This window comes from Streptomyces flaveolus, from assembly GCF_000716535.1.
Taxonomy (GTDB): domain Bacteria; phylum Actinomycetota; class Actinomycetes; order Streptomycetales; family Streptomycetaceae; genus Streptomyces; species Streptomyces flaveolus_A.
This window is the reverse complement of sequence record NZ_JNWV01000011.1, coordinates 49762-67871: the sequence shown is the minus strand read 5'-3', so window position 1 is coordinate 67871 and position 18110 is coordinate 49762. Positions and strand designations below refer to the sequence as shown.

The following is an 18110-nucleotide window of genomic DNA, read 5'->3' as shown; positions in this document are numbered from 1 at the left end:
GCAGGCGGATGCGGAGGAAGACGCGAAGCCCCCGGTGGGTGACGTCATCGGCGCCTCCCGGTCAGCACCCGGCGGGCGGCGGCCGAGGCCAGCCACACCGCCGCGAGGGCCGCGAGGAGCGTCACGGCGAGGTAGGCGAGTCCCACGCCGGGGCGGCCGGCGCCGACCAGCCCCCGGATGTCGACCGCGTAGGTGGAGAACGTGGTGAAGCCGCCGAGGACACCGGTGCCGAAGAACGGCCGCAGCAGGCGGTGGGCGGCCCACACCTCGGTGACGAGCACCATGAGCACGCCCATCGCCGCGCAGCCGGAGACGTTGGTCCAGAAGGTGGCCCAGGGGAAGCCGCCGGCGGGCGTGGGCCAGGCGAGCGCGAGTGCGTAGCGGGCCACCGCGCCCAGCGCGCCGCCCACCGCGACGACCGCGACGACGGGCGCCTGCGCACGCCACGCGGACCGCCGCCGGGTGGGCCGGACGCCGCGGATCTCCGTCTCCGGGAAGGTCATGCTGGTACGTCTCCTGTTCGGCCCCGGTCCCGACGGGCGATCAAGGCCGGGACCAGGGTACCGCCGCCTCAGTGGGCGGCAGGCCGGGCGCAGACCGCCACACCGGACTCCCAGAGGCTGCCGAGCACCAGGTGGTCGCCGACGGCGCACACGCTGGTGACCATGCGGAATCCGGAGTGCCGGCGGGTGAGGTGGTGGACGGTCCGGCCCCGGTCGTCGACGGCGACGACGCCGACGGTCCCGCTCGGGCGGTACGGCGCGTGGACGGCGGCCCGGGCGGTGACGCGGCGGACGGCCGGCGGGGTGCGGTGCAGCAGGTCGAGCGGGGGGACACGGGGGCTCGCCAGGGCGACCCAGACCGGCCCGTCGGGGCCCTCGCGCCAGAGGTTGTCCGGCATGCCGGGCAGGTCGGCGAAGGGTTCGGCGTGTCCGGCGCGGGGGCCGGTGAGCCGGCAGCGGGTGAGCCGGCAGGAGCCGGTCTCGGCGACCACCAGGAAGGAGCCGTCGGCGCTGAGGGCGAGCCCGTTGGCGAACTGCAGCCCCTCCAGCAGGACTTCGGGTTCCCGGTCCCCGGGGGCGAGCCGGAGCAGGCGTCCGGTGCCGGTGTGTTCGACGATGTCGCCGATCCACCGGTCCAGGGGGTGGCGGCGGCTGGAGACGGTGAAGTACACGGTGCCGTCGGGCTGGGCGACGGCGTTGCTGCAGAAGCGGAGCCGCTCCCCCGCCACCGCGTCCGCGAGGACGCGGACCGTGCCGTCGTGCGGACCGACGCGCAGCAGGCCGCGTTCGGCGTCGCACACCACGAGGTCGCCGTCCGGCAGCAGTTCGAGCCCGAGGGGACGGCCTCCGGTCTCGGCCACCACCTCGGTGCGGGCCGTGAGCGGGTCGCCGGGGTGGTGGACGCGGAGGATGCGCCCGTCCGCCACTCCGGTCAGCACGCGCCCGTGCGGGTCGGCGACGACGTCCTCGGGGCCGCGGGCGCGCAGGGAGACGTAGTGGAGCGGTACGAGTGCCGTGGATCGGTCCATGTGCGGTCCCTTCCGTCGGTGCCCCTGCCGGCAGCCGCCCCGTGGCTGTCCCCGTCACCAGCCCTTCTCGAACATCCGGGCCACCTCGGCGATGCGGACCTCGTCGCGCCGGTAGTAGGTGCGGCCGTGGATCCGGCGGGTGCGCAGGACGCCGAGTCGGGTGAGGAAGTCGAGGTGGGCGAGTGCGGTCCGGCGGGGCACGCCCAGCTTGGCGGCGACGGCCCGCGCGGTGACGCCGGTCTCGGCGGGATCGCGGCGGCGCGGGGCCGGGAAGTGGGCCGGCGGGTCCTTGAGCCATTCCAGGATGGTCCGCCGCATCCGGCCCGAGGGAGTCCCCGTCATCCGTCCGCCCTCCCGTCCCCGGCCTCCTCGTACGCAGTCTTCCCACTGTGGCGCGGCCGACGCCGTCATGTCCGGGACTCGGCGGCCGTTGTCCGGTACCGAACGGCTTTGCGACCGAGGCGGGGTCCCGTCGCCGGGGACACGGCGAGGGCCCGGCCGCCGCGCGACCGGGCCCCGTCACGGGCGGTTCAGCGGTGACCGAACCACGTCATGGAGGACAGCGCCTTGTCGTCGTAGCCGAACAGGGCCTGGTTCTCCCAGCCGTTGCCGGACGTGGCGTCCGCCGGGTCCCAGCCGTTGCCGGTGATGGCGGTCCAGGTCGCCTCCCAGTAGAAGACGCCGAGACCGCGGCCGTTCGGGACGGCCTCCACGATGCTCGCCACGTCGTTCATCCACTTGGTCTGGCCGGCCACGGTGGCCGGGTAGCCGGAGACCAGTTCACCGGTGGTGTCGATCTGGTTGGTGAGCGCGTCGTCACTGTCCAGCCGGAAGGGATAGGCCGTCTCGGCGACGAACACCGGCTTGCCGTAGCGGGAGGCCGCGTCGTCCAGCGTGCTCTGGAAGTCGGAGAGCGGGCCGTGCCAGTAGCCGTAGTACGACAGGCCGATCGCGTCGAACTTGACGCCGTTCGCCACCGCGTTGTCGAACCACCACTCGGTGCCGGCCTTGTCCCCGCCCTTGGCCAGGTGCAGCGCGACCGTGGTCGACGAGTTGACCGCCTTGACGGCGGCGTAGCCCGAGTTGATCAACCCGGCGAGTTGGCTCCAGTTGTCGGTGGATCCCTCGGACCACAGCATGCCGCCGTTGATCTCATTGCCCACCTGGACCATGTCGGCGGTGGTGCCTTGAGCCTTCAAGGCGTTCAACACGTCGTACGTGTGGTTGTACACGTCCGTCTTGAGCTGACTGTACGTATGGCCCGCCCACGCGGCCGGCTTGTTCTGCTGGCCCGGGTCCGCCCAGCTGTCGGAGTAGTGGAAGTCCACCAGCAGCTTCATGCCCTGCGCCTTGACGCGCTTGGCCGTCGCGAGGACGTGCGCCTTGTCGTTGAAGCCGTCGGCCGGGTTCACCCATACCTTCAGGCGCGCGTAGTTCATGCCGTACGACTTGAGGACGGACAGCGCGTCCCCGGTCGTTCCGGAACTCGTCCTGTAGACGCCGCCCTTGGCCTCGCTCTTGGCGAGGGAGGAGATGTCGGCGCCGTGGATGGATGTACCCGTGGTGCCGGGTGTGAAGGTGAGATCGTCAACGTTGATCCAGTTGCCCGCATTCGCGTCACTGTTGACGCTGATGGTGCACTGGTTGTTGGTCACCTTGACCGACGTGACGATCCGTATCCACCCACTGGACGATATCGGCAGATCGGTGCGCTGTTCCGCACTGCCGCAATTCTTGAGTGCCATGTACGCGGCCTTCTGCCCGCCACTGGACCGGACCCACGCCGTCAACGTGTACGTCCCGTTGGTCAGCCCCGACAGGTACTGGTACGTCTCCACCTTGTAGGCGGACGACGCGTAGTGGCTGAGGCGGTAACTCCCGCCGTGGCCACCGGACTCGGTGTACGAGGCGCCCGTGTCGCCGTACTCCGACCAGCCGGCGGGCGTGGCCGTGCCCGTGCCGTCGGACTCGAAGCCGCCGTTGGCGAGGGTGCTCGCGGCCTGGGCGGTCTGGGCGGGCAGGGCGGTGAGTGCGAGCCCGGCCGCGAGCGGCAGCAGCAGGGCCCTGATGGTGCGTCTGGGATGGAACTTCATCGTCCGTCGTCCCTTCGACGTAACTGGGAGGGGTGTCCTCCGGTGGGGCTGGAGGAGAACCCCTCCGCCCACGGCTCTCGTGGCACACGCGGGCGGAGGGGAGCCGGCTCAGCCGTCGAGTCGCACGACCCGGACGGCCCCCGCCGGGACCGCGAGGCGGCCCGCGGCGGCTTCGCCCGTCAGCAGCTCGGTCCCGGGCGCGTCCAGCGGCACCTTGGTGTCGCCGGCGGTGTGGTTGATGACGAAGAGGTAGGTGCCCGAGTCGCCGTGGCGGCGCACGACCTCGACGTCCCGGGGCAGGTCGGCGCGCGGAGCGAGACCGGCGTCGTCGGCCGCCCAGCCGACGAGCGCGTCCAGGCCCTGGGCGTCGAGGCGGGTGGAGACGTACCAGGCGGTGCCCCGGCCGAGCCGGTGCCGGGTGACGGCGGGGCGGCCGGCGGTGAGCCCGTCGGCGTAGGTCCACACGGTCTCGGCGCCGCGCGGGACCACGAACTCGGTCCACACGTCCCCGGTCAGCTCGGAGCCGTCCGGGCCGGTCAGGCGGACCCGCTCGTCCTTGAGCAGCGGCGAGAACTCCTCCACGGTGAGGCCGAGGACATCGCGCAGCGCACCCGGGTAGGCGCCCTCGTGGACGGCGTCGTACTCGTCCACGATGCCGGAGAAGTACGACACCACGAGCGTGCCGCCGTTCTCGACGTACTCCCGGACGTTGTTCCCGGCGGCCTCGGTCATCAGGTACAGGGCCGGCACGACGACCAGGGGGTACCTCGACAGGTCGGCCTCGGGGTGGGCGAAGTCGACCGTGAGGTGACGGTCGTAGAGCGCCTCGTAGAAGGAGTCGGCGCGCTCGCGCGGGTCGTGGTCCTCGCTGGGGCGCCAGGCGAGGTTCTGCGCCCACCAGGACTGCCAGTCCCACAGCATGGCCGCGTCGGCCTCGGTGCGGGTGCCCCGGATCTCGTCCAACGCTCCCACCGAGGCGCCGAGTTCGACCACTTCACGCCAGACGCGGGTGTCGGTGCCGCCGTGCGGCAGCATCGCCGAGTGGAACTTCTCGGCGCCGCGCCGGGACTGCCGCCACTGGAAGAACATCGCGCCCTCGGAGCCGCGCGCCACGTGCGCGAGGGAGTTGCGGGCCATCTGGCCCGGGGCCTTGGCGGGGTTGCGGGGCTGCCAGTTGACGCCCGAGGTGGAGTGCTCCAGCAGCAGCCAGGGGGCGCCGCCGGCGACGGAGCGGGTGAGGTCGGCGGCCATCGCGAGGTTGACGTGGGTGCGGCGGCCGTCGGTGATCAGGTAGTGGTCGTTGGTGACGAGGTCGACCTCGCGGCCCCACGCCCAGTAGTCCATGGAGTCGCACTGGCTGAGCGCGGTCATGAAGTTGGTGGTGACCGGCACGCCCGGTGAGAGGCGGTGCAGGATGTCCCGCTCGGCGCGGAAGTTCTCCCGGATGGTGGCGTCGGCGAAGCGCTTGTAGTCGAGTGCCTGGCCCGGGTTGCCGACGGTCGGGGTGGCCCGGGGCGGGTTGATCTGCGCCAGGTCGGTGTAGCGCTGGCCCCAGAAGGCCGTGCCCCAGGCCTCGTTGACGGCTTCCACGCTGCCGTAGGTGTCGGCGAGCCAGTGGCGGAACCGGTTCGCGCAGGACTCGCAGTAGCAGGCCGAGACGGGGACGCCGTACTCGTTGTGGACGTGCCACAGGGCCAGCGCCGGGTGGTCGCCGTAGCGCTCGGCGAGCCGGGTGGTGATGTTCGCGGCGGCGGCACGGTAGTCGGCGTTGCTGTGACAGATCGCGCCGCGCGAGCCGAACTCGTAACGCACGCCCTCGGCGGTGACCGGCAGGGCCTCGGGGTGGGCCCGGTAGAACCAGGCGGGCGGCACCACGGTGGGCGTTCCGAGGTCGACGCGGATGCCGTTCTCGTGCAGGAGGCCGATGACCCGGTCGAGCCAGCCGAAGTCGTACTCCCTGGGCGCCGGCTCCAGCAGCGCCCAGGAGAAGATCCCGACACTCACCATCGTGACGCCGGCCTCGCGCATCAGCCTGACGTCTTCCTGCCAGACGGACTCCGGCCACTGCTCGGGGTTGTAGTCCCCGCCGAAGGCGAGCCTGGTGAGGCCCCTGGGGCTGGTGTCCGGCATGGATCTCTCCCGGGAAATCGATCATTTGGGAACGTGCACACACATCTTCGGCGGTGCGAGCCCAACATAACCGCACAGCAACAACCATTGACAAGTGTCCGGGATGTTTCTCTACTGTGAACGCTCACAGAAGCATGCCAGGGGCTCCGGAGCTGCGGGCACCCAGGTCATGTGAACGTGCACATCTGCATGGCAGGTCCCCGCAGCGGGCGGGGACCCAGGTCAGGGGAGAAACCATGCCGCACACGAAGCGCCGTCGCCTCGTGACAACCGCCGTCGCCGTGTCCCTCGGCGCCACCGCCCTCGCCGCCTGCGGTTCCGAGGACGACACCAAGGCCGAGTCGGGTCCCGTCTCGCTCACGTACTGGACCTGGACACCCGGCATGGACAAGGTCGTGGACCTGTGGAACAAGGGGCCGGGGAAGAAGGACCGGATCACCGTCACGGTGAAGAAGCAGGCGTCCGGCGACACACTGGTCACCAAGATCCTCACCGCGCACAAGGCGAAGAAGGCCCCCGACCTGGTGCAGGCCGAGTACCAGGCGCTGCCGACGCTGGTCAGCAACGACGCGCTGGCCGACATCGCCGACGAGGTCGGCGACGTCAAGACCAAGTTCGCCGAAGGCGTCTGGCAGCAGACCACGCTCGGCACGGACGCGGTCTACGCGGTGCCGCAGGACATCGGGCCGATGATGTTCTACTACCGCGAGGACCTCTTCAAGCGGTACGGCCTCAAGGTCCCCACCACCTGGGAGCAGTTCGCCGAGACCGCCCGCCTGCTGAAGAAGAAGGCGCCGGACAAGGACCTGACCACCTTCTCCGCCAACGACTCCGGTCTCTTCGCCGGCCTCGCCCAGCAGGCCGGCGCCAAGTGGTGGACCACCTCCGGCGACAAGTGGAAGGTCGGCATCGACGACGCCGCCACCCGGAAGGTCGCCGAGTTCTGGGGCGGTCTGGTCAAGGAGGGCGTCATCGACAACCAGCCGATGTACACCCCGGCCTGGAACAAGGCGCTGAACACCGGCAAGCAGATCGCCTGGGTGAGTGCCGTGTGGGCGCCCGGCACGCTGACCACGGCGGCACCGGACACCGAGGGCAAGTGGGCCATGGCCCCGCTCCCCCAGTGGTCGGCCGACCAGGATGTCACCGGTAGCTGGGGCGGCTCCTCGACGGCGGTCACCACCGACTCCGCGCACAAGGAGGCCGCCGCCGAGTTCGCGGCCTGGCTGAACACCGACCACGACGCCCTGAACGCGCTGGCGAAGGAGGGCGGCATCTACCCCGCCTCCACCTCCGCCCAGCTCAGCGGCGCCTTCTCCAACCCGCCGGCGTACTTCTCCAACCAGGCGGACTTCTACACCAAGGCCGCCGGGATCGCGAAGACCACCGCGCCGTCCGCGTGGGGCCCGAACGTGAACGTCGCCTACACCTCCTTCAAGGACGCCTTCGGCGCCGCCGCCAAGAACAAGTCGGACTTCACCGCCGCCCTGAAGAAGATGCAGGACGACACGGTGGCCGACATGAAGAAGCAGGGCTTCGAGGTCGCTCGGTGAGCAGCTCCACCAGCCGGAGGTCGTACGGGGTCAAGGGGGCCCCGTACGGCTTCCTCCTCCCCGCCACGATCCTGTTCGCCCTCTTCTTCGCGCTGCCCATCGGCTACGCGGTCTGGCTCAGCTTCCGCAAGGTGCGCGTCTTTGGCCTCGGCCTGGGGTCGGGTGCCCGGAAGGAGGTGTGGGCGGGCTTCGAGAACTACACCCAGGCCTTCCAGGACAGCGAGTTGCTGCACGGCGCGCTGCGCGTGCTCGGCTACGGCTGCGTCGTCGTCCCGGTGATGCTCGGCCTCGCCCTGCTGTTCGCGCTGATGCTGGACTCCGAGAAGGTGCGGCTCGCCCCGTTCACCCGGCTCGCGATCTTCCTGCCGTACGCCATCCCCGGCGTGGTGGCCGCGCTGCTGTGGGGCTTCCTGTACCTGCCGGACGTCAGCCCGTTCTACTTCGTGCTCGACAAGCTGGGCCTGCCGCAGCCGGACCTGCTGGACGGCGGTCCGCTCTACCTCGCCCTGTCGAACATCGCGGTCTGGGGCGGCACCGGCTTCAACATGATCGTCATCTACACCTCGCTGCGGTCCATCCCGGCCGAGGTCCACGAGGCGGCCAAGCTGGACGGCGCCACCCCGTTGCAGGTCGCGGTGCGGATCAAGATCCCGATGGTGGCGCCCTCGCTGGTGCTGACCTTCTTCTTCTCGATCATCGCGACGCTCCAGGTGTTCAACGAGCCGACCACCCTGAAGCCCCTCACCAACTCGGTCAACACGACCTGGAGCCCGCTGATGAAGGTGTACCAGGACGCCTTCGGCCGGAACGACATCTACTCGGCGGCGGCCGAGGCCACGCTGATCGCCGTGGTCACGCTGCTGCTGTCGTTCGGCTTCCTGCGGGCCGCGAACCGCCGGAACAAGCAGGAGGCAGCGGGATGAGGACCCTCGCCGTCCGCAAGGCGGCCCCGGCCGCCGGCACCACCCCCGGTACCGCGCAGGGCCCTCCCCCTGCCTTCGGCGGGGGGACCCCCACGCGCCGCCGGATCGCGCTGATCCCGACGGTCACACTGCTGCTCGGCGCGATCTACACGCTGCTCCCGGTCGCCTGGGTGGTGATCGCGTCGACGAAGTCCGGGCACGAACTGTTCTCCACGTTCACCTTCCTGCCCGGCACCGGCTTCGCCGACAACCTCAAGGACCTGAACGCCTACCGGGGCGGGATCTACTGGCAGTGGATGGGCAACTCCGCCCTGTACGCCGGTCTCGGCGCCCTGCTGTCCACCGCCGTCTCGGCGTTCAGCGGCTACGCGCTCGCGACCTACCGCTTCAAGGGCCGCGAGACGATGTTCAACGTCCTGCTCGCGGGCGTCCTGATGCCGCCGGTGATCCTCGCGATTCCGCAGTACCTGCTGCTGGCGAAGGCCGACCTGACGGACTCCTACCTGTCCGTGCTGCTGCCCCAGATCCTCTCCCCGTACGGCGTCTACCTGGCCCGGATCTACGCGTCCGCCGCCGTGCCCGCCGACGTGGTCGAGGCCGGGCGGATGGACGGGGCGAGCGAGTGGCGGATCTTCACCCGGGTCGCGCTGCCGATGATGATCCCCGGCATGGTCACCGTGTTCCTGTTCCAGTTCGTCGCGATCTGGAACAACTTCCTGCTGCCGTACATCATGCTCAGCGACGACGAGAGGTTCCCGCTCACGCTGGGGCTGTACACGCTGCTGGAGCAGGGCGCGAACACACCCGCGCTGTACACCCTGGTGATCACGGGCGCGTTCCTCGCGGTGCTCCCGCTGATCGCCCTCTTCCTGGTCATCCAGCGCTTCTGGAGCCTCGATCTGCTGTCCGGGGCCGTAAAGTCATGACCATGAGCAATACGGGGGGCCGGCGCAGACCGCCGACGATCCACGACGTGGCGCGCGAGGCAGGCGTCTCGCGCGGCACCGTCTCGCGTGTGCTCAACGGCGGCCACTACGTCAGCCCCGCCGCCCAGGAGGCGGTCAACGCCGCCATCCGCAAGACCGGGTACGTCGTGAACCGGCACGCCCGTTCGCTGATCACGGGTCGTTCCGACTCGGTGGGCTTCCTGCTGACCGAGCCGCAGGAGCGGTTCTTCGAGGACCCCAACTTCAATGTCCTGCTGCGCGGCTGCACCCAGGCGCTGGCCGCGCACGACGTCCCGCTGCTGCTGATGCTGGCGGGCACCGAGGACGAACGGCGGCGCATCACGCGGTACATCACCGCCGGGCACGTCGACGGGGTGCTGCTGGTCTCCAGTCACTCCGGCGATCCGGTCGCCGAGGAACTGCGGGAGGCGGGCGTGCCGCTGGTGGCCTGCGGCAAGCCGATCGGGCTCGGCTCGAAGGTGAGTTACGTGGCCGCCGACGACCGGGACGGCGCCCGGGACATGGTCCGGCATCTGCTGTCGCTGGGCCGGCGCCGGATCGGGGTGGTCACCGGTCCGCTGGACACCCCGGGCGGTGTGGAGCGGCTCGCCGGGTACCGGGAGGTGCTCGCCGAGGCGGGCATCGCGGCCGACGAGCGGCTCGTCGTCTCCGGCGACTACAGCCGGGCCAGCGGTGAGGCGGGCGCGGAGCGGCTGCTGGCGCAGGCGCCGGACATGGACGCCGTGTTCGTCGCCTCCGACCTGATGGCGCAGGGGGTGCTGGCGGCCCTGCACCGGGCCGGGAAGCGGGTCCCGGAGGACATCGCCGTCGGCGGTTTCGACGACTCGCCGGCGGCGACCGCCGCCACCCCGGCGCTCACCACCATCCGGCAGCCGTGGGACCGGATCAGCAACGAGATGGTGCGGGTGCTGCTCGCCCAGATCGGCGGTGAGGACCCGGCGGCGGTGATCCTGCCGACGGAGCTGGTCAAGCGCGACTCGACGTGACGTCGGTGCGCCGCGGAGCACCTCCTGGCACAGTTGTCCGCCCATGATCCGCAGGTCGAGGGCCGGGGACCGCCGACGCGCTCGTCGAGGTAACCGAGGCGGCGCACTTCTCGACGCCGCTCAGTGCCACCTCCGCACGGGGGTCCACCGGGGTGCCGGTGGCGTCCGGGGCCGGCGGCCCGCCGGGGAGTGGGGGCAGGGACGTGGTCACGGTCCTCGGCCGTCCCGGGTCGGGCGGCTCGGGCGCTACGGTGGCCGGCGCCCGCGGCACGCACGGCTCCGCGACCGAGTCGAGCACCTTCATGAACCTGATGAACTCGAGGCCCTCGGACGGCGTGCGGGCGGCCACGGACCGGTTGCCGGCGCCGTCCTTCCCCGCCTGCTCCCCGTCCTCTCGCTCGCTGCCGAGGCGGGGAGTTCGACCGAGCGCCCCGCACGGGTCGTCGTACGGAAGAGTGGCTTCCTGGAGGCGGTCCCGGGCGGGTGCGAGGCCCCGCATGAGTACGGCTACTCAGGTACGGCTCCGCGGTTCCCGCACGGCGTCGCGGCGCGGTTGCTCACCCGGTCTCACCAGTCCCGTCTCGTAGGCGAGGACCACCGCCTGGGCGCGGTCGCGCAGGCCGAGCTTGGCGAAGACGCGGGCCACGTGGGACTTGACCGTGGCCTCGCTCAGCGTCAGTTCGATGGCCAGTTCGCCGTTGGACAGGCCGCGGCCCATCAGCGTCAGCACTTCCCGCTCGCGCGGTGTGAGCGCGGTCAGGCCGGCCGGTACCGCCGGGTTGGTCCGCTCGGCCTCGGCCGCGTACCGCTCCACCAGGCGCCGGGTGATCTGCGGCGCGAGCAGGGCGTCGCCGCTGCCGACGAGCCGTACGGCCGCCGCCAGGTGCTCGGGGGTGACGTCCTTGAGCAGGAAACCGCTGGCCCCGATCGACAAGGCCGTGTACACGTACCGGTCCAGGTCGAAGGTGGTCAGCATGAGCACCCGGCAGCCGGGGGCCTCGGCCAGGATGTGCCGGGTGGCCTCCAGACCGTCCATGACCGGCATGCGGATGTCCATGAGGACGACGTCCGGCCTGAGTTCGCGGACGGCGGCGACGGCCTCGGCCCCGTCCGCGGCCTCGCCGGCCACCTCGATGCCCCGGGCGGTGAGGATCAGCCGGAAGCCGGTCCTGATCAGCGTCTGGTCGTCGGCGATCAGGACGCGCGGCGCCCGCTCGGGCACGTCCGGGGTCACGGACGGTCCAGGGGGATGCGGGCCCGGACCCGGAAGCCGCCGCCGAGTCTTCGCCGGGCGTCCAGGTCACCGCCGTGGACGGCGACCCGCTCACGCAGGCCGAGCAGGCCGCGCCCGGCGCCCTCGGCGCGCGGCGCCCGCCCGGCCGGCGCGGTGCCGGTCAGGACACTGGGGCCGGTGTTGAGGACCTCGACCCGCAGGGCGTGGTCGGCGTAGCGCACGGTCACCTCGGCCTTGCCGCCGTCGCCGTGCCGGAGCGCGTTGGTCAAAGCCTCCTGGATGATGCGGTAGGCGGTCACGTCGATGCCCTGGGGCAGTGGGCGCGGCTCGCCGGAGACGCGGACCTCGACGGGCAGCCCGGCGAACGATATCCGGTCCACCAGCGGGCCGAGCCGGTCGAGGCCGGGCTGCGGGGTGAGCGGTGTTCGCCCCGGGTCCGCGTCCGCTCCGGGACCGGGGTCCGTGCCGTCCTGCGCGGGCGCCAGCAGGCCCAGCAGATGTCTGAGGTCGGTCATCGCGCCGCGGCCCGCGTCCTCCACGGCCCGGAGCGCGGTCGCCGCCTCGTCGGGCATCGTGCCGAGCACTTCGCGGGCGGCGCTCGCCTGGACGACCATCAGGCTGACGTTGTGGCTGACGATGTCGTGCAACTCGCGGGCGATCCGGTCGCGTTCGGCCGCGACGGCGGCCTCGGCGGCGCTCTCCCGCTCCCGCTCCAGCAGCCAGCCCCGCTCGCCGACCGCCGCCTGCCAGCGGCGCCGGGTCCGCAGCAACGCCACGGTCAGCCCCAGAACGGCCGCGCACGCCACCGCGAGCGCCGCCGTCAGCACGTCGTACTCCCCCATGGCCCCCACTCTCGCAGACGGCACTGACATCCGCATCGACCTGGGGGTTCAGTCCTGTGCATCCGGAGGATGAGTCCCGCGCGGGAATGCCGTCCCGGGAGGGATGCCGGGGCCGCGGGCCCGCGTCTAGCGTCCTGTCCATGGTCACTGAGGTGAGATCGGCAGACGCCGTCGTACGGCTCGACGGGGTGCGCAAGGAGTACGGCGAGACGGTGGCCCTCGACGGGGTGTCGCTGGAGATCCGGGCCGGGGAGGCGGTGGCGGTGATGGGTCCCTCGGGGTGCGGCAAGTCGACACTGCTCAACATGATCGCCGGCCTGGACCGTCCGTCGGCCGGCCGGGTCGTCGTCCACGGCGAGAACGTCGGGGAGTTGAGCGAGAAGGGGCTCGCGCTGTACCGGCGACGCCGGATCGGCATGATCTTCCAGTTCTTCAACCTCGTCGACGACCTCTCGGCCCTGGACAACGTGGCGCTGGCGGCCCAGTTGACCGGGACTCCCGCCCGGCAGGCCCGGCGGCGCGCGCTGGAGCTGTTCGAGGAGCTGGGCATCGCCGGCCGCCGCCACGCCTATCCGGCGGTGCTCAGCGGCGGCGAGCGACAACGGGTCGCGGTGGCCCGGGCGTTGATGAACCGGCCGGGGCTGCTGCTCGCGGACGAGCCGACCGGCGCGCTGGACAGCCGGGCCGGGGACCAGGTGATGGACCTGCTGATCGATCTGAACCAGATCGGTCAGACCCTGGTCATCGTCACGCACGACGAGCATCTCGCCCAGCGCTGCGCGAGCCGTCTGGTGCGGCTGGCCGACGGACGGGTGACCGGCGAGCAGAGTCTGGAGCCGTCGGTATGAGGGCGGTATGGCTGGCCGCGCGGGCGGCCGTGCGCCGGCGGCGGCTGCAGACGCTGGTGATCTGGCTGGTCACGCTGGTGTCCACGGGGTCGCTCGTGGTGGCGCTGGGGCTGGTCGACGCGGCGTCGGCGCCGTTCGACCGCGCCTTCGGGAAGCTGCACGGGCCGCATGTGGTGGCGTCCTTCGACAGCGGCGGGGTGTCGGACGCCCGGCTGGCCCGCGCCGCGCGGCGGCCGGGCGTGGAGGCGGTGGCGGGGCCGTTCCGGCAGGCGACGGTCGACGTTCCACGGGGTGCGGCGGACTTCGGTCTCGGCGGACAGATCACGGTGGTGGGCCGCTCCGGTCCCGGTGGTCCGGTGGACCGGGTGGACCTGTGGGCGGGCCGCTGGCCCACCCGGCCGGGCGAGATGGTCCTGAACCGGCAGAGCGACTGGACCGCCGACGACCTCGGCAGGAGCTTCCAGGTGCCGTCCGGTCCGAAGCTCACCATCGTCGGGTTCGCCTTCGACCTCAGTCACACGGCGGACGCCTGGGTCACCCCGGACCAGATCGGGGCCCTGCACCCGACCGGCCGGCAGATGCTGTTCCGGTTCCGGGACGCGTCGACGGAGGACGGGCTGCGCGCCCGCCTGTCCGAGGTGACCGAGGGGCTGCCGCCGGGCGTGCTCGCCGGCTCACAGACGTACCTGGCGCTCAAGCACCGGATCGGCAGCAACGCGCGCGCGTACGCGCCGTATCTGATGGCCTTCGGTGTCCTCGGAATCCTGGTGGCGGTGCTGATCGTCGCCAACGTGGTCGGCGGGGCCGTGGTCTCCGGGTTCCGGCACATCGGCATCCTGAAGGCGCTGGGCTTCACCCCGGGGCAGGTGCTGAGCGTCTACCTGATGATGATCTCCGTTCCGGCGGTCCTGGGCTGCGGGCTCGGCACGCTCGTGGGGAACCTGCTGGCGGAGCCTTTCCTGGACTTCGTTTTCACCGGGCCGGCCGCCGGGGTGCTGCACAGCGGCCTGGGCATCGCGCCCTGGGTGAACCTGCTCGCCCTGCTCGGCATGCCGCTGGTGTGCGTGCTGGCCGCGCTCGGCCCCTCGCTGCGGGCGCGGCGGCTGTCGGCGGCGCGGGCCATCAGCGCGGGCAGTGCTCCCCGGGCCGGCCGGGCCCTCGGCATCCAGCGGCGGCTGGCGCGTGTCCGGTTGCCGCGCTCGGTGAGCCTCGGCCTGGGGCTGCCCTTCGCCCGCCCCGCGCGCAGCGCGCTCACACTGGCCGCCGTGGTCCTGGGCGTGACGACGGTGACCTTCGCGACCGGCCTGGCGACGACGCTGAACAGCTACGGCGACGGTGGTGCCCACACCTACGACGTCACCGTGTACGTCGGCGCCTCCCGGCACGGCAAGGAGGTGCGGCCGGTGCACAGCGACCGGCAACTCGACAGGCTGCTCCGCTCGTTGCCGGGCGCGCGTCATGTGACGGCGCGGTCGGACGACGAGGCGGTCCTCGTCGGCAGCACCCAGGTGGTCATGTTCGAGGGCCGGCGCGGGGGACCGTCCCTGGACAGTGTGCTCACGAAGGGCCGCTGGATGCGCCGGACCGGCGAGGTCGTGGCCGGAACGCCGTTCCTGCGCCGCAACGGCGTGCACCTCGGGGACCGGGTGCGGCTGAGCATGGACGGCCGCGAGGAACAGGTGACCGTCGTCGGTGAGACGCTGGACACCGACGACCGGCTGGTCATCGGCGACTGGTCGACGGCCACCGCCCTGATGCCGCGGGTGGAGCCCATCGCCTACCACGTCCGGCTGAGCGAGGGCACGGACCAGAAGGCGTACGCCCGCGCGGTCGAGGCCGCCGACCCGGGGTTGTCGGTCCAGCTGAGCGGTTCGAACAGCGTCACCGGCACCATCGTCGGCTCGGCGATCGCCCTCACCCTCCTGCTGGCCCTGGTCGCCTCGCTGGGCGTGTTCAACACCGCCGTCCTCAACACGCACGACCGGCGCCGCGACCTCGGCATGCTGAAGTCGATCGGCATGACCCCGCGCCAGGTCACGGTGATGACGGTGACGTCGATGGCCGTGCTCGGCGCCCTGGGGTCGCTGCTGGGCGTTCCGCTGGGCATCGCCGCTCGCCGCGTGGTGCTGCCGCGCATGGCGGCCGGGGTCGACATCACCCTGCCCCGGTACATGACGGACGTGTGGCACGCGCCCCTGCTGGCCGTCCTCTCGCTCGCCGGTGTCGTGATCGCTGTCCTGGGCGCGCTGGTCCCCGCCTGCCGGGCGGCCCGTCTCACCGTCGCGGAGGTGCTGCACAACGAGTGACGCGGCAACCGGTCAGGATCGGAGAAGCCGCGGCGGGCTCCGCGGTCCTAGCGTGAGAGCACCGACGAGGAACCGTCGGGTCCCGCATCTCGAAGGAGTGAGCACCATGACCGCCGGCCTGCAGACGATCATCTACCCGGTGAAGGACCTGGACCGCGCCAAGGCCCTGTTCGGCGCGCTGCTGGGTGTCGAGCCGTACGCGGACGAGCCGTACTACGTCGGTTTCAAGGCCGCCGGCCAGGACGTCGGCCTCGACCCGAACGGGCACGCCAAGGGCATGACCGGGCCGGTGCCGTACTGGCACGTGACGGACCTGCGGGAGCGCCTCGCGGCGTTGGTGGCGGCGGGCGCCGAGCTGCTCCAGGACGCGCAGGACGTCGGCGGCGGCCGGCTGATCGCCTTCGTGAAGGACCCCGACGGCAACCTCGTGGGGCTGCTGCAGGACCCGGCGGCCTGACGTCGCTCACACCCTCTGCGCCGAGCACTAGTTGCACACTCAACGATTGGCCGGATCGGTGCTACCGTGCGGGTATGGCAGGCACGACGGCCGAGACCCGGCTCGAAGAACGCTGGCGGGACATCCTCTCGGTGCACGCGCACACGATGTGCGAGATCGACCGCGCCCTGCACCCGCACGGACTGGGCGCCAGCGACTTCGAGGTGCTGGACATCCTGGCGACGCAGTCGCCCCGGCAGGGTGACCAGTGCCGGGTGCAGAACCTGGTCGGCCGGGTGCATCTCAGCCAGAGCGCGCTGTCCCGGCTCATCGGCCGGCTGGAGAAGGACGGTCTGGTGGAGCGCTCGGTGTGCGCCGAGGACCGGCGCGGGGTGTGGGTCGCCCTCACCGCCAAGGGCCGGGCCCTGCACGCCGAGGTGCTGCCGGTGCAGCGGGCGGTCCTGCGGCGGATGCTGGCCGGCCAGGAGGGCTAGGCCCTGTCGTTTGGATCATCCCGGCGTCGCGGGGTCTGGCACGCACATCTGCCGCGTTGTCGTCGGTTGCCAACGCTCCGCGTTGTCGCCCTCCTCCGCCTTGCAGCTGCACGCACCAGACCCCGCTCGGCTCGGCTCGATGGCACCGCTCCTCGTAGCCGGCCTGATCCAAACGACAGGGCCTAGGCGCCGGACCCCGCCCCGGAGAACCGGCCGTCTAGAGCACCAGCTCCGCCCCGTCCGGCAGGACCTCGGCGCCGTACTCGGCCACGCGCGCGCGTGCCGGCGACGCGGGGTCGAGAAGCGGGTTGGTGTTGTTGAGGTGGGTGTAGATCCGGCGCGCGGCGGGACACCGGGCCAGGGCGGCCAGGGAACCCTGCGGGCCCGTGACCGGCAGGTGGCCCATGGCTGCCTGCCCGGAGCCGGAGCGCACCGCCGTGCCCATCTCGTCGGCGGCGAAGAAGGTGCCGTCCAGCAGTACGCAGTCGGCTCCGGCGCACAGCCCGTCCAGGACGGGGCTCCAGGCGCCGACGCAGGGCGCGTACACCAGCACTCCCCCGGTGGCCAGGTCCTCGATGCGGTACGCCGTCACCCAGGGTCCCGGGGACGCCGCCTGGGCCGGTACGTACTTCGGGACCTTCACGCCCACCGGATGGGCGGTCACCACGAGCCCGCCGGCCAGCACGAACCCGCCGTCGGCCAGGCTGTCGGCCCACTCCCAGGGGGCGTAGCGGTCCAGTGCGGCGCGGGCGGGGCCGAGGACGGCGCTCACCGGGGACGCGGCGTAGACCTTCAGGTCCGCCGCCCCGCGCAGCTCGGCCAGGCCGGTCACATGGTCGACCTCGGCGTCGGTGAGCAGCACACCGCGCAGCGGGGTGTCCCGGGGCCCGGGGCCGGGCCACAGGGGACGGGTCGCCGAGAGCTGCGTCCGCAGGTCGGGGGACGCGTTCAGCAGCCACCAGTCGCGGCCGTTGCCGGTGACGGCGGCGCACTCCTGCGTGCGGGAGGGCAGCTTGCCGTCCCGGGCGGCGGCGCACAGCGCGCAGGCGCAGTTCCACTGCGGGAAGCCGCCCCCGGCGGCGGTGCCCAGCAGGACGACCTTCACGACCATCGGCTCCTTCGCGCTCGCCCGACTCGTCTCCCGGTGGGATCTTCCCGCCGGAAGGGCCGGTGACTACCGGCGACGGGGAGCACTTCCGGCCGTCCTGGACCGGGACGCCTGGGCCACCGCGCGCGGGTGCGCGCGGTATGTGGTCGCGCGCCGGGCTTTCGCGCCCCTCAGGGGCGTCGGATCACCGGACCAGCAGCGTGCGCACTCCCTGTGAGGTGAGGGTCAGGCCGTGCGCGGAGCTGCCGTCGATGGCCAGGGAGAGGTCCCCCTCGGGCCACTGGGCGGCGAGCGCGCCGAGCGGGATCAGGCGGTAGCGCGAGACGAACGGCAGCAGCTCGGCCATCTCGCCCTCCGTGGTGAACACCGGGACGACCGGGTCGCCCCCGGGCTGTTCCAGGACGGGCAGGGCCACCGTCGAGGCGTCGGCGCCCTCGCCGTCCACCGCGTCGTCCGGTACGGGGACCAGGACGTCACTGTGGGCGAGTGTGTCCAGGGCGGCCTGGTCCTCTGCGTTCTCGGCCAGCGCGTCCAGTGCCTGCTGGGCCGGCGTCGGCTGGGCGTCGTGTGCGGGTGTCTCCATGGCTGATCCCCAGGTAGCGGTCGTACGGGCCGTCCGGGCGGGCTGGTGCCCGGACGGGCTCCCGCCTCGCGTACC

The 18110-nt window shown here is 72.1% G+C and carries 17 protein-coding genes; 8 read left to right on the top strand and 9 right to left on the bottom strand.

Translation table 11 applies throughout. The features are described from left to right. Positions 1-44: 44 nt before the first annotated feature. The 5 genes from crcB to OO52_RS13540 form a co-directional block, all read right to left on the bottom strand. Positions 45-503: a fluoride efflux transporter CrcB gene (gene crcB, locus OO52_RS13560; RefSeq protein WP_030644139.1), complete on the bottom strand. Its 459-nt coding sequence runs from the start codon at positions 501-503 to the stop codon at positions 45-47. Positions 504-571: 68 nt separating this feature from the next. Further along, the gene (locus tag OO52_RS13555) at positions 572-1531 is read right to left on the bottom strand and encodes an SMP-30/gluconolactonase/LRE family protein (protein ID WP_030644137.1); all 960 of its coding nucleotides are present in this window, start codon (positions 1529-1531) and stop codon (positions 572-574) included. 54 nt (positions 1532-1585) lie between these two features. After that, positions 1586-1873 carry a helix-turn-helix domain-containing protein gene (locus OO52_RS13550; RefSeq protein WP_030644136.1) on the bottom strand — a complete coding sequence of 96 codons (288 nt, stop codon included), beginning with the start codon at positions 1871-1873 and terminating at the stop codon, positions 1586-1588. A gap of 188 nt (positions 1874-2061) precedes the next feature. Next, positions 2062-3624, bottom strand: coding sequence for a glycosyl hydrolase 53 family protein (locus OO52_RS13545; protein ID WP_030644135.1), 1563 nt, complete (start codon positions 3622-3624; stop codon positions 2062-2064). A 108-nt stretch (positions 3625-3732) separates the two neighbouring features. After that, positions 3733-5754 carry a beta-galactosidase gene (locus OO52_RS13540; RefSeq protein WP_030644134.1) on the bottom strand — a complete coding sequence of 674 codons (2022 nt, stop codon included), beginning with the start codon at positions 5752-5754 and terminating at the stop codon, positions 3733-3735. Between the two features lie 236 nt (positions 5755-5990). Here OO52_RS13540 and OO52_RS13535 point away from each other — a divergent pair, with 236 nt between their 5' ends. The 4 genes from OO52_RS13535 to OO52_RS13520 are packed head-to-tail and all read left to right on the top strand — an operon-like array spanning position 5991 to position 10184. Next, positions 5991-7307, top strand: coding sequence for an extracellular solute-binding protein (locus OO52_RS13535; RefSeq protein ID WP_030644133.1), 1317 nt, complete (start codon positions 5991-5993; stop codon positions 7305-7307). Then, positions 7304-8230 (top strand): carbohydrate ABC transporter permease, encoded by a 927-nt coding sequence (locus tag OO52_RS13530; RefSeq protein ID WP_030644132.1) that lies wholly within the window; start codon positions 7304-7306, stop codon positions 8228-8230. The genes OO52_RS13535 and OO52_RS13530 overlap by 4 nt, the downstream gene beginning before the upstream one ends. Beyond that, complete coding sequence (locus OO52_RS13525) at positions 8227-9156, top strand: carbohydrate ABC transporter permease (protein WP_030644131.1); 930 nt, start codon at positions 8227-8229, stop codon at positions 9154-9156. Before OO52_RS13530 ends, OO52_RS13525 begins: the two co-directional genes overlap by 4 nt. Next, positions 9153-10184 (top strand): LacI family DNA-binding transcriptional regulator, encoded by a 1032-nt coding sequence (locus tag OO52_RS13520; RefSeq protein ID WP_030644130.1) that lies wholly within the window; start codon positions 9153-9155, stop codon positions 10182-10184. Before OO52_RS13525 ends, OO52_RS13520 begins: the two co-directional genes overlap by 4 nt. 511 nt (positions 10185-10695) lie before the next feature. Here the strand turns inward: OO52_RS13520 and OO52_RS13510 are convergent. Then, complete coding sequence (locus OO52_RS13510; RefSeq protein WP_167347914.1) at positions 10696-11418, bottom strand: response regulator; 723 nt, start codon at positions 11416-11418, stop codon at positions 10696-10698. After that, positions 11415-12260, bottom strand: a complete 846-nt coding sequence (locus tag OO52_RS13505) for a sensor histidine kinase (protein WP_030644124.1) — start codon at positions 12258-12260, stop codon at positions 11415-11417. Before OO52_RS13505 ends, OO52_RS13510 begins: the two co-directional genes overlap by 4 nt. Before the next feature lie 140 nt (positions 12261-12400). Here OO52_RS13505 and OO52_RS13500 point away from each other — a divergent pair, with 140 nt between their 5' ends. The 4 genes from OO52_RS13500 (at position 12401) to OO52_RS13485 (ending at position 16344) form a co-directional block, all read left to right on the top strand. Next, positions 12401-13108: an ABC transporter ATP-binding protein gene (locus OO52_RS13500; RefSeq protein WP_030644122.1), complete on the top strand. Its 708-nt coding sequence runs from the start codon at positions 12401-12403 to the stop codon at positions 13106-13108. Further along, entirely contained in the window at positions 13105-15414 is a 2310-nt protein-coding gene (locus tag OO52_RS13495) for an FtsX-like permease family protein (protein ID WP_030644120.1), read from the top strand. The genes OO52_RS13500 and OO52_RS13495 overlap by 4 nt, the downstream gene beginning before the upstream one ends. Positions 15415-15520: 106 nt before the next feature. Then, positions 15521-15871 carry a VOC family protein gene (locus OO52_RS13490; protein WP_030644118.1) on the top strand — a complete coding sequence of 117 codons (351 nt, stop codon included), beginning with the start codon at positions 15521-15523 and terminating at the stop codon, positions 15869-15871. Between the two features lie 74 nt (positions 15872-15945). Then, the gene (locus OO52_RS13485) at positions 15946-16344 is read left to right on the top strand and encodes a MarR family winged helix-turn-helix transcriptional regulator (RefSeq protein ID WP_030644116.1); all 399 of its coding nucleotides are present in this window, start codon (positions 15946-15948) and stop codon (positions 16342-16344) included. 217 nt (positions 16345-16561) lie between these two features. Here the strand turns inward: OO52_RS13485 and pqqB are convergent, their stop codons facing one another. Beyond that, positions 16562-17455 carry a pyrroloquinoline quinone biosynthesis protein PqqB gene (gene pqqB, locus OO52_RS13480; RefSeq protein WP_234339806.1) on the bottom strand — a complete coding sequence of 298 codons (894 nt, stop codon included), beginning with the start codon at positions 17453-17455 and terminating at the stop codon, positions 16562-16564. Between the two features lie 181 nt (positions 17456-17636). Then, a complete protein-coding gene (locus tag OO52_RS13475) occupies positions 17637-18035 on the bottom strand; it encodes an SseB family protein (protein WP_030644112.1) in 399 nt (132 codons plus the stop codon). Between the last annotated feature and the right edge of the window lie 75 nt (positions 18036-18110).

Bases quoted from the DNA above. Each gene is read 5' to 3' on its own strand.
- crcB (WP_030644139.1), bottom strand. From the start codon at position 503: ATGACCTTCCCGGAGACGGAGATCCGCGGCGTCCGGCCCACCCGGCGG.
- OO52_RS13555 (WP_030644137.1), bottom strand. From the start codon at position 1,531: ATGGACCGATCCACGGCACTCGTACCGCTCCACTACGTCTCCCTGCGC.
- OO52_RS13550 (WP_030644136.1), bottom strand. From the start codon at position 1,873: ATGACGGGGACTCCCTCGGGCCGGATGCGGCGGACCATCCTGGAATGG.
- OO52_RS13545 (WP_030644135.1), bottom strand. From the start codon at position 3,624: ATGAAGTTCCATCCCAGACGCACCATCAGGGCCCTGCTGCTGCCGCTC.
- OO52_RS13540 (WP_030644134.1), bottom strand. From the start codon at position 5,754: ATGCCGGACACCAGCCCCAGGGGCCTCACCAGGCTCGCCTTCGGCGGG.
- OO52_RS13535 (WP_030644133.1), top strand. From the start codon at position 5,991: ATGCCGCACACGAAGCGCCGTCGCCTCGTGACAACCGCCGTCGCCGTG.
- OO52_RS13525 (WP_030644131.1), top strand. From the start codon at position 8,227: ATGAGGACCCTCGCCGTCCGCAAGGCGGCCCCGGCCGCCGGCACCACC.
- OO52_RS13520 (WP_030644130.1), top strand. From the start codon at position 9,153: ATGACCATGAGCAATACGGGGGGCCGGCGCAGACCGCCGACGATCCAC.
- OO52_RS13505 (WP_030644124.1), bottom strand. From the start codon at position 12,260: ATGGGGGAGTACGACGTGCTGACGGCGGCGCTCGCGGTGGCGTGCGCG.
- OO52_RS13500 (WP_030644122.1), top strand. From the start codon at position 12,401: ATGGTCACTGAGGTGAGATCGGCAGACGCCGTCGTACGGCTCGACGGG.
- OO52_RS13495 (WP_030644120.1), top strand. From the start codon at position 13,105: ATGAGGGCGGTATGGCTGGCCGCGCGGGCGGCCGTGCGCCGGCGGCGG.
- OO52_RS13490 (WP_030644118.1), top strand. From the start codon at position 15,521: ATGACCGCCGGCCTGCAGACGATCATCTACCCGGTGAAGGACCTGGAC.
- OO52_RS13485 (WP_030644116.1), top strand. From the start codon at position 15,946: ATGGCAGGCACGACGGCCGAGACCCGGCTCGAAGAACGCTGGCGGGAC.
- pqqB (WP_234339806.1), bottom strand. From the start codon at position 17,455: ATGGTCGTGAAGGTCGTCCTGCTGGGCACCGCCGCCGGGGGCGGCTTC.
- OO52_RS13475 (WP_030644112.1), bottom strand. From the start codon at position 18,035: ATGGAGACACCCGCACACGACGCCCAGCCGACGCCGGCCCAGCAGGCA.